The sequence below is a fragment of the Edaphobacter sp. genome (genome assembly GCF_035532915.1).
Lineage (GTDB): Bacteria > Acidobacteriota > Terriglobia > Terriglobales > Acidobacteriaceae > Edaphobacter.
In genome coordinates this window covers 19,731-35,122 of record NZ_DATKQC010000135.1, presented here as the reverse complement: position 1 = coordinate 35,122, position 15,392 = coordinate 19,731, and the positions used below count along the sequence as shown (strand labels likewise).

The 15,392-nt window shown below is 57.5% G+C and carries 16 protein-coding genes; 12 read left to right on the top strand and 4 right to left on the bottom strand.

Going from position 1 to position 15,392, the window contains the following annotated elements; translation table 11 throughout:
• From VMU57_RS06810 to VMU57_RS06800, 3 genes are all read right to left on the bottom strand, one after another.
• Window positions 1–231: DUF507 family protein (locus tag VMU57_RS06810; RefSeq protein ID WP_325381880.1), on the bottom strand; the 231-nt coding region annotated here is incomplete at its 3' end.
• On the bottom strand, window positions 228–506 hold the full coding sequence (locus VMU57_RS06805; RefSeq protein ID WP_158909055.1) for a DUF507 family protein: 279 nt from the start codon (window positions 504–506) through the stop codon (window positions 228–230). The genes VMU57_RS06805 and VMU57_RS06810, both read right to left, overlap by 4 nt.
• Before the next feature lie 60 nt (window positions 507–566).
• Complete coding sequence (locus tag VMU57_RS06800) at window positions 567–932, bottom strand: (2Fe-2S) ferredoxin domain-containing protein (RefSeq protein WP_325381879.1); 366 nt, start codon at window positions 930–932, stop codon at window positions 567–569.
• Window positions 933–1,008: 76 nt separating this feature from the next.
• On the opposite strand from VMU57_RS06800, the gene VMU57_RS06795 reads away from it, so the two are divergent.
• From VMU57_RS06795 to VMU57_RS06760, 8 genes are all read left to right on the top strand, one after another.
• A complete protein-coding gene (locus VMU57_RS06795) occupies window positions 1,009–1,473 on the top strand; it encodes a hypothetical protein (RefSeq protein ID WP_325381878.1) in 465 nt (154 codons plus the stop codon).
• A 6-nt stretch (window positions 1,474–1,479) separates the two neighbouring features.
• Window positions 1,480–3,291, top strand: coding sequence for a single-stranded-DNA-specific exonuclease RecJ (gene recJ, locus VMU57_RS06790; RefSeq protein WP_325381877.1), 1,812 nt, complete (start codon window positions 1,480–1,482; stop codon window positions 3,289–3,291).
• 95 nt (window positions 3,292–3,386) lie between these two features.
• Window positions 3,387–4,634 (top strand): efflux RND transporter periplasmic adaptor subunit, encoded by a 1,248-nt coding sequence (locus tag VMU57_RS06785; RefSeq protein ID WP_325381876.1) that lies wholly within the window; start codon window positions 3,387–3,389, stop codon window positions 4,632–4,634.
• 2 nt (window positions 4,635–4,636) lie between these two features.
• On the top strand, window positions 4,637–5,614 hold the full coding sequence (locus VMU57_RS06780) for a tetratricopeptide repeat protein (protein WP_325381875.1): 978 nt from the start codon (window positions 4,637–4,639) through the stop codon (window positions 5,612–5,614).
• 55 nt (window positions 5,615–5,669) lie between these two features.
• Complete coding sequence (locus VMU57_RS06775) at window positions 5,670–7,004, top strand: TolC family protein (protein ID WP_325381874.1); 1,335 nt, start codon at window positions 5,670–5,672, stop codon at window positions 7,002–7,004.
• A 121-nt stretch (window positions 7,005–7,125) separates the two neighbouring features.
• On the top strand, window positions 7,126–8,610 hold the full coding sequence (gene hpnJ / locus VMU57_RS06770) for a hopanoid biosynthesis associated radical SAM protein HpnJ (protein WP_325381873.1): 1,485 nt from the start codon (window positions 7,126–7,128) through the stop codon (window positions 8,608–8,610).
• A gap of 113 nt (window positions 8,611–8,723) precedes the next feature.
• The gene (locus tag VMU57_RS06765; RefSeq protein WP_325381872.1) at window positions 8,724–9,152 is read left to right on the top strand and encodes an EamA family transporter; all 429 of its coding nucleotides are present in this window, start codon (window positions 8,724–8,726) and stop codon (window positions 9,150–9,152) included.
• On the top strand, window positions 9,149–9,547 hold the full coding sequence (locus VMU57_RS06760; protein WP_325381871.1) for an EamA family transporter: 399 nt from the start codon (window positions 9,149–9,151) through the stop codon (window positions 9,545–9,547). Before VMU57_RS06765 ends, VMU57_RS06760 begins: the two co-directional genes overlap by 4 nt.
• Window positions 9,548–9,557: 10 nt before the next feature.
• Here VMU57_RS06760 and VMU57_RS06755 read toward each other — a convergent pair whose 3' ends face one another.
• Entirely contained in the window at window positions 9,558–10,274 is a 717-nt protein-coding gene (locus tag VMU57_RS06755; protein WP_325381870.1) for a uracil-DNA glycosylase, read from the bottom strand.
• A 127-nt stretch (window positions 10,275–10,401) separates the two neighbouring features.
• Here VMU57_RS06755 and VMU57_RS06750 point away from each other — a divergent pair, with 127 nt between their 5' ends.
• From VMU57_RS06750 to clpX, 4 genes are all read left to right on the top strand, one after another.
• The gene (locus VMU57_RS06750) at window positions 10,402–11,691 is read left to right on the top strand and encodes an aldose 1-epimerase (protein ID WP_325381869.1); all 1,290 of its coding nucleotides are present in this window, start codon (window positions 10,402–10,404) and stop codon (window positions 11,689–11,691) included.
• A gap of 176 nt (window positions 11,692–11,867) precedes the next feature.
• The gene (gene tig / locus VMU57_RS06745) at window positions 11,868–13,277 is read left to right on the top strand and encodes a trigger factor (RefSeq protein ID WP_325381868.1); all 1,410 of its coding nucleotides are present in this window, start codon (window positions 11,868–11,870) and stop codon (window positions 13,275–13,277) included.
• Between the two features lie 51 nt (window positions 13,278–13,328).
• Window positions 13,329–13,919 (top strand): ATP-dependent Clp endopeptidase proteolytic subunit ClpP, encoded by a 591-nt coding sequence (gene clpP / locus VMU57_RS06740; protein WP_026336315.1) that lies wholly within the window; start codon window positions 13,329–13,331, stop codon window positions 13,917–13,919.
• A gap of 163 nt (window positions 13,920–14,082) precedes the next feature.
• The gene (clpX, locus tag VMU57_RS06735; RefSeq protein WP_325381867.1) at window positions 14,083–15,369 is read left to right on the top strand and encodes an ATP-dependent Clp protease ATP-binding subunit ClpX; all 1,287 of its coding nucleotides are present in this window, start codon (window positions 14,083–14,085) and stop codon (window positions 15,367–15,369) included.
• Window positions 15,370–15,392: the final 23 nt, after the last annotated feature.

Sequence of the window (15,392 nt, the reverse complement as noted above, 5' to 3'; positions counted from 1 at the left end):
GAGGATATCCCACTCCTGCGAGCCTTCCATGATGATCTTGCGCTGCGAGGCGATCTTCTGGCGGGCGGCGGCGTCGATCCTGGTCTCTTCGAGGAGAAGTTTTTCGAGGGCCTTGCGGGCCTCCTGCCGGATGGTGTTGCGGTCTTCGAGAAAGTCGCACTCGGGAATCTCGGCGAGAGTATCGGCAATGGTGTGGGCGAGCTTGTTGAGCTTGTCGCGGGAGATTCTCACAGCACCGCCTTGTACTTGCGGGCCAGCTCATTTTTCACTTTTTTGAACATCTCGGGGTAGCTGGCTCCGGTCTTGAGCATGTCGTCCTGGAAGGCTTCGAGAATGACGCGAACCTCGTCGTTGATACGGTCCTCCAGCGCCAGTTCTTCGATCATGGCGGCTGTAACCCGCTCCTCGAGAACGGCAGGCTTGGCGGTTTCGATCATCTTCTCGGCGACGAGGTGCTTGAGGGTCTGGCGCGCCAGATATCCAACGTAATCTTTAGAAAAAATCATTGACTTTAACTCGAATATATCATGCGTGTCTATCACTTGTAGCGGGTCTTCGCCAAGGCGCTACTTGTGTTTTGGCACGGGCTTATGCGGACACTGCTCGGTATTGAGGCAGGTGCTGGGGAGGCGCAGACGCTCCACGGGGCGGCCATGGACGAGGTGTTCGGTAACGATTTCCTCTACGTCCTTAAGCTGGACGAAGCCGTACCAGACGGCCTCGGGATAGACCACTACGGTCGGTCCGTGTTCGCATTGATCGAGGCAGCCGGACTCGTTGGCGCGGACGAGATGTTTGAGGCCAGCGTCTTTGATGGCATCCTTGAAGGCGGATTTGAGCTTCTTGCTGCCCTGGGGCAGACAACTCGGGCGAGACGCGGATTCGTCGCGCTCGTTGGTGCAGATAAATACGTGGTGCTTAAATTCTGGCACGGATTCCTTTTTCTGGTCTCGTTTTGCAACGGCGGATCGTGCGGGCCGCGTAGCTTTCTGAGACAATATGAGATCGATGCAACCAGACAATCTTATCTCGCTTAAAGACGACATGATAGCGTTCATCGCTGGCCACGGGATGCGCCGGCTGAATGCCTATGTCACCGAAGACGTTCCCACCGTCCTATTTGAAGAAGAAAACCCGGACGGATGGAAGGATTTTGTCGAGCACGCGAAGGCGGCTGGCGCTCCCTTTGTGACGATGAGCGAGGTGGTGCTGGAGAAGTCGGACATTGCGATCCTGCTCGAACAGATTCGCGATCAGACGTTTCCGGACGATGAGGCCGCGGAGCTCGACGATGCCGAATATCTTGTCAATTACGTGGGGAAGATCGGCTATCTGCAGCTCGGCTTTGCGCACCAGGGCGTGATGTTCGTCTTTGAAGTTGCCACGGATTGGTATGACCGTTTCCAGGACCTTCTGGAGAGCGTGTCTGAGATGGGCGGCATTGTGCTCGACGACCACGAGAGCGACGAGTAGACAAAGATGATCTCCGCCCAGAGCGGGTTACGACGGGAATGGAGAGTCCATTCCCCCGACGCCAACAACGTGGCACAGCTTGCGCGCGAGGTGGGATGCCCCCTTGCCATTGCGTCATGGCTGGTATCGCGCGGTATTGCCGATGCGTCCGCGGCAGAGACCTTTTTCCACCCCTCCCTCGACGACCTGATCGACCCAATGTTGATGCTCGGGATGCCAGAAGCTGTGGCACGAATTCAGCAGGCGGTTCGCGGGGGTGAGCCGATCCTGATCTACGGCGATTATGACGTGGATGGCACGACTGCCACGGTTCTGCTGAAGACCGCCATTGAACGCACAGCCTCCAAAGATTGCCCTGCAATTGTGACTTATCACGTTCCTCATCGGCTGCGCGAAGGATACGGGATGCAGACAGGGGTGCTGGGCGCGGCCGCTGCATCCGGAGTTCGACTGGTCATCAGCGTCGATACCGGGATTCGAGCGTTTGCCGCAGCCGATGAGGCCAAAGCGCTGGGGCTGGACCTGATTGTCACGGACCATCATCTTCCCGATGACGCGGTCGGTGTTCCTCACGCCATTGCCGTCGTCAACCCGGCGCAGGAGGGGTGCGGCTATCCCTTCAAGTCTCTTTGCGGAGCAGGGGTGGCTTTCAAACTCGCCCATGCGATTTTGTCTGCTGCCGCCGATACCGAGGAAGATCGCGCGAAATTGCGGAACAGCCTGGTTCCCTCTTTTTTGAAGCTGGTAGCCATTGCGACCATCGCGGATTCGGTTCCACTGGAGGGAGAAAATCGGGTAATTGCCGCGCTTGGCCTGCGCGAGCTTCGGAACCCGGTGCAGCCCGGATTGCGAGCTCTGATGCAGGTGGCCCAGATACCGGCCAATCGCCCTCCTACAGCGACCGAGGTCGGCTTTCGGCTTGCGCCGCGTATCAATGCCGCAGGCCGAATGGATATCGCGAGCGACGTCGTCGAACTCTTTCTGACCAGAGACGTAGAGCTGGCCTCTGGACTGGCAAAAAAGCTCAATCAGCTGAACGAAGACCGGAGGGCCACAGAGACCAGGGCTCTTGAAGACATTGAGGGCCAGCTTGCTTCCCTGCGAGATATCGACGGGACGTTCCCAGCAGAGTGCATCGTTCTGGACGATCCCGCCTGGCATCGAGGAGTGCTGGGGATTCTCGCATCGCGAATCGTCGATCGGACGGGGAGGCCAGCTCTTGTGCTGACCCATGAAGCGGGACAGGCACATGGCTCTGGCCGTTCCATCGCTGGCTTTCACTTACTCGACGCGCTGACCGCCGTTCATGCGGACGGGGACCAACTGTTTACCCGATTTGGAGGCCATGCCCATGCTGTCGGGTTTTCTTTACCGTCGGAGCGGGTCGAGGCTTTACGAACGCAGATGCGGAACTATAGCTCGTCCTTATTGCATGGGCCGCTGCTCGCTCCACCGCTCGATTGCGATGTCGAGCTTGGGCTGGATAACCTTACACCAGAGTTTTTCGACTGGCTGACACGGTGTGGCCCGTTTGGGATTGGTAACCGGGAACCGGTATTTGTAACCCGCAGAGTCATCCTTTCGGCTGATATGAGGCTGATCAAGGAAAAGCATGTCTGCTTGCAACTGTGCCAGGATGGCACCCGGACACAATTCAGCGCATTAGGCTGGAACCGGGGAACGGATTGGCCGTCGCGATGCGCGGAGATGAGCTTGCGGCGTGGCTCGGTTGTGGATGTTGCCTACCGGTTGAAGGCCGGAACAAACCCTCAGTTCCCGGGCCTCGAACTCGAACTACTCGACCTTAATTTGAGCTGAAGGCTCCCGCATCCAACTATGCACCTGCACGGAGGCACAAATTTTTCTGCTCCGTTTCCTGTGCATGAGCGTCTTATATACTGAAAATTCAAGAGATGCCGACAACCGATACAAGACGCCTCAATCCCTTTGCGCTGTTGGGCATCCTGCTCGGGGCAATCCTGCTCGCTGTTGTAGTTTTTCGCTCCTTTACGCGTGACGTGGTGGAGATTCGGGCGGCCGCAGTGACCCGGCAAAACCTGGTCAAGTCAGTGCCTACCAACGGCAAGGTTGAGCCGATCAATGACTTTCGCGCCCACGCAGGAGGGCCGGGGGTAGTAGCGAAGATCTATGTCAAGGTCGGCGAGAAGGTAAAGTCCGGCGATCTGCTCATCAAGATGGACGATGCCGATGCAGTGGCTCGATTAGCCGCTGCCAATGCGGCCCTGCGCACCTCGCAGGCAAGTATGCACGACCTGCAGCAGGGCGGATCTCAGGATGAACGCATTGCCTTGCAGGGAGACCTGGGCCGAGCGAAGATTCAGCAGCAACAGTCTGAGAGCGATCTTGCCGCGCTGAAGCAACTTCAGCAAAAGGGCGCAGCTTCGGCCAGCGAAGTTGCAGCCGCTGAGCAGCGGCTTCAAACCGCGAACAGTTCCCTGCAAAATGTCCAGATGCGCAGCACGCAGCGATATAGTGGCCCTGACCGGACCCGGGCCGAAGCGCAGGTCGCTGACGCACGGGCTGGTATTCTTGCCGCTCAAAACGGCTATGCGAACGTCAATGTCCGCACGCCTCTCGCGGGTACTGTTTATTCCATTCCCGTCTCTCAATACGATTTCGTTCAGGCAGGGGAAGACCTGATCGATGTTGCAGATCTCAACAAAATTCAGGTCCGCGCTTATTTTGACGAGCCGGAGATCGGCAATCTGATAGTGGGACAGCCTGTCACCATCGTGTGGGAAGGCAAACAGGACCGGGTCTGGCATGGACACGTCACCCGCGTGCCGACAACCGTGATCGCCTATGGGACAAGAAGCGTCGGCGAATGCATCATCTCCGTAGACGACGCGAATGAGGACCTGCTTCCCAATACGAATGTCACGGTCACTGTAACCACCCAGCAGCGGTTCAATGTTCTGAGCATTCCGCGAGAGGCACTGCACACCGAGCCTTCAGGACACGACTTTGTCTACCGCGTCATCCATAACAAGCTTGTGGTCACCCCAGTCCAGGTCGGGGTGGTGAATCTCATGCGGGTTGAGATCACAGGCGGCCTTACCGACAAGGACACCGTTGCTCTCAGCGCAACGAACAGTAACCGTGACCTCTCGAATGGGCTTGCCGTCAAAGTAGTCGACTAATCATGGTTGCAAAGACAAACCTGATCTACACCCGGATGGCGTTCGTCCTTGTTCTTTTCTTCCTCTCCCGAAGTCCTCTGTTCGCAGATGATGCCCAGGCAAACTCGCTTCTCCAACAGGGACGGGTCGATGAGGCGCGTATCTCGTTGCAGGGCGTATTGGCGGCTGAACCCAGCAATGCCTATGCCCACCAGTTGCTTTGCCGCGTCTACTACGCCCAGGAGATGGCGGACGCCGCGATCCAGGAGTGCGAACTGGGAGCCTCTCAGAACCCGGGCGATAGTAATACCCAGATGTGGCTGGGCCGCGCCTATGGCATGAAAGCTTCGCATGCTCGTCCGCTGACCGCCTTTGCGCTTGCCCGCAAGGTGCGTTATTCGTTCGAGCGAGCAGTTCAACTCGATCCGCAAAATATTCAGGCAATGAGCGACCTTGGCGAGTTCTACGTAGAGGCTCCAGCGATTGTGGGCGGTGGGCTGGATAAGGGCCGGGCGCTGGCCAGCCGGATGCAGCCTCGCTTTCCGTCGCAGTCGCATCGTTTACTGGCATTGATCGCCAGCGAAGACAAGGATGCCGGGACCGCCGAAGCGGAGTTCAAAAAGGCTGTTCTCGCTGGCAGGACCGCCGCAGCCTATATCGACCTTGGCCAGTTTTACCAGCGACAGAACCAGCCGGATAAAGCGCTGGAAGCGCTGCAGGCAGGCATCGCCGCCGACCGCAGGAAAGATTCGTCCCTGGTGGACGCGGCAAGCATTCTTACCGCGATGAACCGATCGCCTCAACTCGCAGAAGATCTCCTGCGCGAGTATCTCTCCTCCCCTGCCCAGTCGGATGACGCACCGGCATTCAAGGTCCACGTTCAGCTAGGCGACCTTTTGGCGCATCAAGGCGACGCCACATCCGCGCATCGGGAGTATGCCGCCGCCGCGGCGCTGGCCTCAAACTATGCACCTGCCCGTAAATCACTGCAGGGATCCTAAGGGAAAGAGCGATACCATGATAGGCAGCCCATCTCGAAGGAATCTCTCAGGCCGCATGCCCCGTCTTCTTCGCTTCGCCATTACGTGTACTGTGGTCGCCGCTGCAAGCCTTCCGGCTATGGCGCAGATCTCTTTCACGTCCGCAGTAGGGCTCGCTCTCAAGAGCAACCCCAAAGTACTGATAGCGCAAGCTGATGTCGACAAAGCTCGTGCGTCCCTTCGCGAGCTTCATGACGCTTATATTCCCAACGTCGTCGCCGGAGCCGGGGTAGGACCTCCATCCTACGGATTCCCTCTCGGCCAGCCTTCCCTCTTCAATGTCACCTCGCAGTCGCTCGTATTCAGCGCCGCGCAGAGCGGATATATCCGCGCTGCCCGAGCCTCGATTAAAGCCGCGACCCTCACGCTCACGGATGTCCGGGAAGCTGTCACGGAAGATACCGCCGTTACTTACCTCGCGCTCGACCGCGACCTGCAGCGACGGACCGCGCTGCGCGAGCAGCAGGGTTACGCCGACCGACTGGTCAGCATTGTCCAGGATCGGCTCAATGCCGGACAAGACACCCCCATCGACCTGACAACCGCAAAGCTTTCTGTCGCTCAGATCCGCCTTTCCCTGCTTCGCGCCGACGATGAAACGGCCAGCGATCGAGCGCATCTTGCCCGCCTCATCGGTCTTCCCTCACAAGGCCTCGGTATATCGGGCAGCAGCATCCCTCCATTCAATGCGCCTTCACTTGACCTCGCTCCAGCCACGCTCCCTAATAGCCCAGCCGTCGAATCCGCCTATGCCAATGCCCGTTCTAAACAGGAGATTGCCCGAGGCGACGCTCGCTATCTCTGGCGCCCTCAGATCTCCTTCGCGGCGCAATATAGTTATTTTGCAAGCTATAACAACTATCAAGACTATTACCTGAACTTTCAGACGAATAATGCCGCTGTGGGCATCCAGATTACCGTGCCGCTCTTCGACATGCTTCACAAATCCAAGGCGCGCGAATCGGCCATCGACGCCACCCATGCCGAGCGCGAAGCCGACCTGGCGCGGGATCAGTTTATCGAAGGACGCCAAAAGATACGTCACGCCACCGCCGAACTGGCCGCGCAGGCCGAGGTTGCGACGCTCGACCAGCAACTAGCTCAGCAGCAACTAGACATTGTGCTCGTTCAATTGAAGTCCGGCAGCGGAAATCCATCCGGCCCGCAGATGACGCCGAAAGATGAAGAAAAGTCACGGATTGCCGAAAGAGAGAAGTTTTTGACGGTGCTCGATACCAGCTTTGAGATGCGCAAGGCGGAGATTAACCTTCTGCGGCAGACAGGCCAGCTTGAGGACTGGGTCCAATCCGTGGCACAATCACAGCCCTCAACCACACTGAAACCGGAATAGATTTCGAAGATATTTTGATTGATTTTCACCTATCTTATTGATCCTCAAGGTGCGAACCATTCTTAGAATCAAAGAAAAACGCTCATACGCCTTATCTAAATGGTAAACTTGGATTATTATCATGCCCCTGAAGACACTCTTTCTGAACCCGCCCTCCTTCGAGAAGTTTGACGGTGGTGCCAGCTCCCGCTGGCCCGCCACTCGCGAGATCGAATCCTACTGGTACCCTGTGTGGCTCACCTATCCGGCGGGCATGCTCGAGGGGTCCCGCCTGCTCGACGCGCCGCCCCACCATATCAAGTGGCAGGAAGTCGTCGAGATTCTCAAGGACTACGAGTTCCTCGTCCTCTTTACCAGCACGATGGGCTGGGACGGCGACCAGAAGATGGCTGAGGTCATCAAGCAGACCTATCCCGCGATCAAGATCGCCTTCGTCGGCCCACCGGTCACGACGTCGCCCGACAAGGCACTCAACGAGTGCCCGGCCATCGACTTTATCTGCCGTCGCGAGTTCGACTTCTCGGTCGTTGACTTTGCCAACGGCAAGCCGCTCAACGAGATCCTCGGCGTGAGCTACAAGGACGCCGCAGGCACGATCCAGCACAATCCGGATCGCCCCCAGGTTACTCCGGAACAGCTCGATGAGATGCCCTGGGCCACCGACATCTATCACCGCGATCTCGACGTTACCAAGTACAACGTCCCGTTCCTTCTACATCCCTACGTCGCTCTCTACTCAACCCGCGGCTGCCCGGCGCAGTGCACCTTCTGCCTGTGGCCCCAAACCCTCTCGGGCCATGCCTGGCGCAAGCGGTCTACCGATGATGTGGCAGCCGAGATGAAGTCCGCCAAGGCAAAATTCCCCCAGGTCAAGGAGTTCTTCTTTGACGACGACACCTTCAACATCCAGAAGGCCCGCACCATCGAGTTGTGCGAGAAGCTGAAGCCTCTCGGCTTGACATGGTCCTGCACCTCCCGCGTCACAACCGACTTCGACACCCTCAAAGCCATGAAGGAAGCCGGCTGCCGCCTGCTCATCGTCGGCTATGAGTCAGGCGATCCGCAGATCCTCAAGAACATCAAGAAGGGCGCTACCGTACAGCGCGCGCTCGACTTTACCCGGGACTGCCACAAGCTCGGCCTCGTCGTCCATGGAGACTTCATCCTCGGCCTGCCCGGCGAGACCAAGGAGTCGATTCGCAACACCATCGACTTCGCCAAGCAGCTTGATTGCGAGACCATCCAGGTCTCCATCGCGCACGCCTTCCCCGGCACAGAGTTCTTCGACTACGCCAAGGAGAACGGCTTCATCACCAATGAGGCCATGAGCGACGATGGCGGCCACCAGATGGCGCATATCGAATACCCCGGCCTGCCGGTCGAGTACGTCATGGAGATGGTGCACAAGTTCTATGACGAGTACTACTTCCGTCCCAAGGCAGCTTTCCGTGTCGTATGGCAGGCCATCGTCAACCGCGATGTCCCCCGTCTCTACACCGAAGCAAAGTCCTTCATGACACTCCGTTCGCAGCGCAACAAGGCCGCACTTAAGATGAAGGAAGCCAACGCCGCCAAGGCGCAGGAATCCGTCAGCATGAACGCGTAGTCAATTTATATTCTGAGCGGTCAGCATTTCTGATGCTGACCGCTTTTTCTGGATTCCGGACTGAATCAATGGCTGGATCAACCCACTCCAATCTGGAGTGATCGTTTAAACCGATGAAGCATACCCTTACTCCGCAGCGTTATCTCATTTTGGGAGCCGTCATGCTTACCGCATCGGTGGGTGATACGTTGCTCTCGCGCGGCATGTCCCAGGTTGGCCCGGTCGATCTGCATCATCTCGGCCTGCTGTTGCACGCTCTTACCAACATCAATGTCATCGCCGGCATCCTTCTGCTTATAGGATTCTTCGCCAGCTATACCACCGCTCTCTCCTGGGCCGACCTTACCTTCGTGATGCCTGCCACCGCCTTCGGCTACGTAGTCATTGCACTCCTGAGCCGTTTCTGGCTGCACGAGTATCTGAGCCCTTACCGCTGGGCGGGCATCGTCCTGATCGTCTGCGCCGTCGGCTTTGTAGCCAACGGACCCTCCCGTACCGACCACCCCGACCTCGATCTTATGGACAGCGGAGTTGGCCGATGAACTCCGCGCACATCTTCCACCAGTGGTCCGCCATCCTCTTTGTGGTTGTCATTGCCATCATTGGGGAGTGTCTCATCGCCGCAGGCATGCGCGGCCTCGGCGACCTCGACCGCTTCCGCACACGTCCGGGTCTTTCTGGCTACCTTGGCCCTGTACGCGCTGTGCTCTCCAACCCACTCTTCCTCATCGGAGCCCTCTGCATGGCCCTCAACTTCTTTGCCATGCTCTATACGCTCTCCATCGTCGAGCTTTCGCTCGCAGCTCCAGCCATCGCTTCCCTTACCTACATCGGCAACACCGTCGCCGCGAAGCTCTTTCTGCACGAAAATGTAGACCGGCGCAGATGGCTGGCGGCTCTCTTCGTCTGCGCTGGGGTGGTTTTACTTTCGAAATAGGCTACCAACGCTAAACAGCCAGCCCCGCCAGTTCCCTTGCGCGAAGGAAGACTCGGGTGAACATGGTGCTATTCAAACGGCCTGTGTTCGTGTTGCGCAACGAGGGGTGATAGGTAGCCAGGAGGTGCATTCCATCCGGGAGAATGTACTCCGCACCGTGGGCGAACCGGTAGGCAGACTTACGGGCAATGATGCCCATCTGCAGAAGATAGGCGAGATAGCCGTCAAAGGCGATTTTGCCGAGGCACACCACCACCCGAACTCGGGGAAGAGCATGAATCTCATCGGCGAGATGCGTAGCGCAGTTGCGAATCTCCTGAGGGAGGGGCTTATCCCCCGGCGGCGCACAGCGGACGACCGAGGCTATCCACGCGTGGCGGAGTTTAAGGCCGTCGTCGCGGGAGATGCCAGTCGGCTGGCTGGCAAAGCCTAGCTCATGGAGAATGGGGTACATGAAGGCTCCCGAGCCGTCTCCGGTGAAAGGGCGTCCGGTCCGGTTGGCACCGTGAGCCCCGGGAGCGAGCCCCAGGATCAGAACGCGGGCACGCGCATCGCCGAAGCCGGGGACGGGGCGGGACCAGTAGGTCTGGTCTTGATAGGCGCGACGCCGAGTCTCGCCTATCCCGCGGCAATAATCGCGAAGACGCGGACAGCGTTTGCACTGGACGATGGAATCGTTGATTTGCTGCAAAATCGGAGAGAGAGGCTGGGCTCTAGAACGGGTCACTGTATCCCATGATAGTTGCAGAAGCGCTCGGCTGGTCATGTGAGGCTTTTGTGAATCCACATGCGTAAGATGATCGTTGAATTAAATGTGAATTGGAGGCTCGTTGGAAGATCCCAGGCTGAGCAGAATGTACGCGAAATTATGGAGACACAAGCTTGCCGAGTCGTGGCATCGCGCCTGGCAGACGGCGGTGAAACGTTCAGGGCTGCTGATCACCATCACGGTGGCTGTGCTGTTGCTGCTGATCGCCGTTGGCGTGAAGGAACGCGGCCGAGGAAATCTCACGAAGCTTAAGACGGAGCTTGGAGTTCCAAAGCCGACCTCCTATAGAGCCGTCGTCATACAGCCTGGCGGACAGGATCCGGTGGTACTGCAACATGCACAGATGGCAGACATGGAGAGTCCCGAGTTTATTTCGGCGACGCTGCTGCCGGGCCGTGGAATGAACTTGCTGCAAATCCAGGCCTATATTCCACAAAAAGGCATCGTAAACCTGCTCGCTTCGCCCTCTCTTGAAGACGCGGCGAAGCAGATGACCGGAGAGGGCAAGGACGCGAGTGGGCTTGCCAGCCTGTCAACAGGCGGGGCTATTGAGGCTCCCTGGGCGGACCGCATCTGGGGCATGCCATTGAACGACGACACCATTGCAACCTGGCAGGGCCATAGCCTCCACCTGCCTGCAAAGGGAGGAATAAGTAACGGAGGTCTGCTGCTCGACCGAAAAGCAGACACCGTGAAAACAAATGTGATGCCGGATGGCGGTCAGGTCCAGGCGACCTATGATGCGGGAGATTTCGACGGACACTGGATATCCCATACGGTCATTACGACAACCGTTCAGTTGAACAGCCGAGCGCTGGAGATGAACATCTCCGCCCATAATACTGGCGACGAAGCCGAGCCGGTCGGGATTGGCTGGCAGCCTAAATTCGCAATTCTGAGTGGCCACCGCAGCCAGGCCACGCTGAAGCTGCCAAACGCACTTCGTGTCGAAGTTTCAGATCGCCGTGATGGAATTCCCACCGGCAAACTTTTGCCGGTGAGCGGAACGGCTTATGACTTTACCCGGGTTGGCGGCACCAGGCTGGGCTCACTCAATCTGAATGACAGCTTCGTTCAACTGAAAGCTGGCCTGCTGGATAATGGCCCCATCGTTGAACTGCGGGACCCTAAGAGCAATTACGGACTGCGCATCACCATCCTGAGCCCAACCATCAACGCTATCCATGTCAACGCTCCAGCAAATGATTCTTTTGTCTCAATTGATCCCCAGTTCAACTTTGACGATCCATTTGGGCGCGAATGGCCAAACGGCGAGGACACTGGCATGGTCGTGCTACAACCAGGGCAGACTGCGCAATGGAAGATCAGGCTGGAGATCTTCGACCTGGACACCAACGCCCCCCAGCACATGTAGGTTTGACGAACCGGGAAGAGGCAGCAAAAGAAATTACAGGAACGGTCGAGGTTTGACCCTCCACAACGAAGACTCGTACAGTAGTAATGAGGCGTGTTTTACGCGGCCAGCATTTTGATCGCGCAATCCCGTACATACAAGCACCCCCGGAAGGCATGGATTTGACCCCGACTGAGATGACAGAGACGAATGAGACTGCCGAGCAGCAGCCTGAACTGGCGCATACCCACGACCACGACCACGACCATGATCATGACCACGGTCACGATCACCAGCCCGCCCCATCCCTCAACCCGGAACTAACTCGCGAGATCGAGGTGGAAGTCGGCGCAGATGAGGTGTCCAAGGCCTTCAAGAAGGTCGTGAAGCGCTATCAGAAGCTGGCGCGCATCCCTGGGTTCCGCGCCGGCAAGGTACCGGAGTCGCTGATCCGGTCGAAGTTCGCCAAAGAGGTCCGGCAGGAGGTTCTGGAGAGCCTGGTTTCGGAGCCTTTCCGCAAGGCGATCGACGACCAGAAGCTGCGCCCGGTCTCCGAGCCTCAGTTGCTCGACATGCAGCTTTTTGAAGGGCAGCCGCTGAAGTTCAAGGCTGCATTTGAGGTTGCGCCAGAGTTCGAAATTGCCGGTTACGAGGGTGTCCACATAGCAAAGCCGGACGTTGCACTGACCAGCGAGGAATTCGATGCGGAGCTTAGCCGTGTGTTGGACGCTCATGCAACCGTTGAACCGGTGGACGAAGACCGTGCACTCGTCGATGGCGACTGGGCCGAGATCCAGTTTCGCGGCGAGGTGAAAGAGCTGGCGCAGACCGTAACCGAAGATGGGGTAGCGAACGCTTCGCAAAGCGCACCCATCACCGGTGAGGATGTCCTGATCGAAATTGGCGGCAAGAACACCCTGGCTGCGTTCAACGACGCGCTGCGCGGTGCGAAGCCCGGACAGGAACTGAAGTTCGAGGTGGATTACCCGGCCGACTTTGGCGATGCGCGCCTTGCGGGACAGACGGTCAGCTATGACGTGACCGTGAAGAACATCAAGCGCAAGACCTATCCGGAGCGCGATGCTGAGTTTGCCAAGCAGCTTGGGAACTACGAGAGCTGGGACGACTTTGAAGGCAAGCTGCGGGAGCACACGGCAGACCGTAAAAAGGATGCGCTCGAGAACGGAGCAAAGGACAAGATGCTCGAGGAGTTGATCGGGCGGTATCACTTCCCTGTTCCCGAATCGTTTGTGCAGCAGCAGGTGGATGCGCGGCTCGATCGCGGTCTCCGCGCTCTCGCACAGCAGGGTATGAAAGCCGAGGACATGCGCAAGCTGGACTTTGGCCGTCTACGCGCCGCCCAGCGTGATCAGGCTGTAAACGAGGTGAAGGTTTCGATGATTCTCGACAGGATCGCCGAGGCCGAAGGCGTCGTGGTGAGCGATGAAGACCTTGACCGTGAGTTGTTGATGATCTCCATCCAATCGCGTGAGCCGTTGGAGACGCTCCGTGAGCGGCTGGCAAAGGATGGCGGTCTGGACCGGATCCGCGAGCAGATGCGCCGCGAGAAGACTGGAAGCGTGCTCTACGAGAAGCTGGCTTCGTAGATAAAACAAAACAGATTTTTTTTGCTTACTGATTTATAGAAAGAGAGCGCTATGGGATTAGTACCGATGGTGATTGAGCAGACGAGTCGAGGCGAACGTGCCTACGACATCTACAGCCGTCTGCTGCGCGACAACATCATTTTTCTGGGCACACCGATCGATGACAACATTGCGAATGTGATCATTGCGCAGATGCTGTTTCTGAGTGGCGAGGACCCGGAGAAAGACATACAGCTCTACATCAACTCTCCGGGCGGATCGATCACTGCCGGGCTCGCCATTTATGACACGATGCAGTACATCAAGAACGATGTGGTGACGTTCTGCATCGGTCAGGCAGCCAGCATGGGAGCTTTCCTTTTGATGGCCGGGAAAAAGGGTAAGCGCTTTGCCCTGCCAAATTCGCGAATCCTCATTCACCAGCCGTCGATGGGCGGGCTGAGTGGACAGGCTACCGATATTGACATTCATGCTCGGGAGATTCTGCGGATTCGAGAGATCACAAACAAGCTGATGAGCGCCAGCACGGGTCAGACGCTGGAACGGATCGAACGCGACGTGGAGCGGGACTTTATTATGACCGCGGCTCAGTCGAAGGAATACGGAATCATCGATGACATTATCGATAGACCCCGAACCTAGTTGGATTTGTACGCGAGGGAGCCCGGACGATTGGTCCGGGCTCTCTTGCGTCATGACCAATTTGGTGTATAGCGCCGGGTACCTCTCTCCACGGTTTACAGTATGAAACGGGTGTAAACTGCTGTTTATACCTTTGCACGGATTACCAGGAGTTGCCGTACTTATGAAAACGTCACGAGGCACAGACGAATCTCTTCGCTGCTCGTTCTGCCACAAGTCGCAGGACGCCGTCGCTAAGCTCATCTCTTCTCCATCGGACTATCCGCGAGCTTATATCTGCGATGAGTGCGTTGCAGTGTGCAACTCCATCCTCGAAGACGACCGTACCGAGGCACAGCCCGGCGCAGCTCCGGCCCACCTGCCGAAGCCTCAGGAGGTCAAAGCATTTCTGGATGAGTATGTCATTGGGCAAGACCAGACGAAGAAGAAGCTTGCTGTAGCCGTCTATAACCACTACAAGCGGATTCAGATGAACAAGACTCGCGGAAACGACGTCGAGTTGGCAAAGTCGAATATTCTGCTGGTGGGACCCACAGGATCAGGCAAGACGCTTCTGGCCCATACGCTGGCAAAGATGCTGGACGTGCCGTTCGCAATTGTCGATGCCACCACCCTGACCGAGGCTGGATACGTCGGCGAGGATGTAGAGAACATCATTTTGAAGCTTTTGCAGGCGGCGGATGGTGACGTGGCCCGCGCTCAGAGCGGCATCATCTACATCGACGAAATCGACAAGATCGGACGCAAGGACGAGAATCCGTCGATTACGCGTGACGTCTCTGGTGAAGGTGTGCAGCAGGCGCTTCTGAAGATCCTGGAAGGGACAGTAGCCAATGTTCCACCCCAGGGCGGGCGCAAGCATCCGCATCAGGAATTCACTGCTGTTGATACTACGAATATCCTTTTCATCTGCGGCGGAGCTTTTGTCGGGCTGGAGAAAGTAATTGGACGGCGTATTGGCAAGAAGGCTCTGGGATTCAAGGCTGTCGTTGATCCCGAAGCGAAGGAAGACGAAGTGACGCCAATTCGCGCCCAGCGCGATGCCGAGTTGTTACGCCAGGCACAGCCCCAGGATCTCTTGAAGTACGGCCTGATTCCAGAGTTCGTAGGCCGCTTGCCGGTCATGGGCGTTCTTGACGAGTTGGATGAGGCTGCCTTGATCGACATCCTGACCAAGCCGCGCAATGCCATCCTGAAGCAATATACGAAGCTGTTTGATTTCGAAGGCGTCAAGATCACCTTTACGGACGAGGCGGCGCGGGAGATTGCACGCGAGGCCATACAGCGCAAGGTAGGCGCTCGCGGGCTGCGGATGATCCTTGAAGAGTTGATGCTCGACCTGATGTACTTTGTTCCGGGCAACAAGAAGGTCAAGGAGTTGTCCATCACGGCGGAGATGGTGAAGAAGCATAGCCTGACGCTGCCGATGTTGCTGGAGAAGGCCGGATAGTGCTTCAAACGGAGTCCATTAGC

Excerpts from the sequence above, each read along its gene's own strand:
- VMU57_RS06805 (WP_158909055.1), bottom strand. The coding sequence starts at position 506 with ATGATTTTTTCTAAAGATTACGTTGGATATCTGGCGCGCCAGACCCTC.
- VMU57_RS06795 (WP_325381878.1), top strand. The coding sequence starts at position 1,009 with ATGCAACCAGACAATCTTATCTCGCTTAAAGACGACATGATAGCGTTC.
- recJ (WP_325381877.1), top strand. The coding sequence starts at position 1,480 with ATGATCTCCGCCCAGAGCGGGTTACGACGGGAATGGAGAGTCCATTCC.
- VMU57_RS06785 (WP_325381876.1), top strand. The coding sequence starts at position 3,387 with ATGCCGACAACCGATACAAGACGCCTCAATCCCTTTGCGCTGTTGGGC.
- VMU57_RS06780 (WP_325381875.1), top strand. The coding sequence starts at position 4,637 with ATGGTTGCAAAGACAAACCTGATCTACACCCGGATGGCGTTCGTCCTT.
- VMU57_RS06775 (WP_325381874.1), top strand. The coding sequence starts at position 5,670 with ATGCCCCGTCTTCTTCGCTTCGCCATTACGTGTACTGTGGTCGCCGCT.
- hpnJ (WP_325381873.1), top strand. The coding sequence starts at position 7,126 with ATGCCCCTGAAGACACTCTTTCTGAACCCGCCCTCCTTCGAGAAGTTT.
- VMU57_RS06765 (WP_325381872.1), top strand. The coding sequence starts at position 8,724 with ATGAAGCATACCCTTACTCCGCAGCGTTATCTCATTTTGGGAGCCGTC.
- VMU57_RS06760 (WP_325381871.1), top strand. The coding sequence starts at position 9,149 with ATGAACTCCGCGCACATCTTCCACCAGTGGTCCGCCATCCTCTTTGTG.
- VMU57_RS06750 (WP_325381869.1), top strand. The coding sequence starts at position 10,402 with ATGTACGCGAAATTATGGAGACACAAGCTTGCCGAGTCGTGGCATCGC.
- tig (WP_325381868.1), top strand. The coding sequence starts at position 11,868 with ATGACAGAGACGAATGAGACTGCCGAGCAGCAGCCTGAACTGGCGCAT.
- clpP (WP_026336315.1), top strand. The coding sequence starts at position 13,329 with ATGGGATTAGTACCGATGGTGATTGAGCAGACGAGTCGAGGCGAACGT.
- clpX (WP_325381867.1), top strand. The coding sequence starts at position 14,083 with ATGAAAACGTCACGAGGCACAGACGAATCTCTTCGCTGCTCGTTCTGC.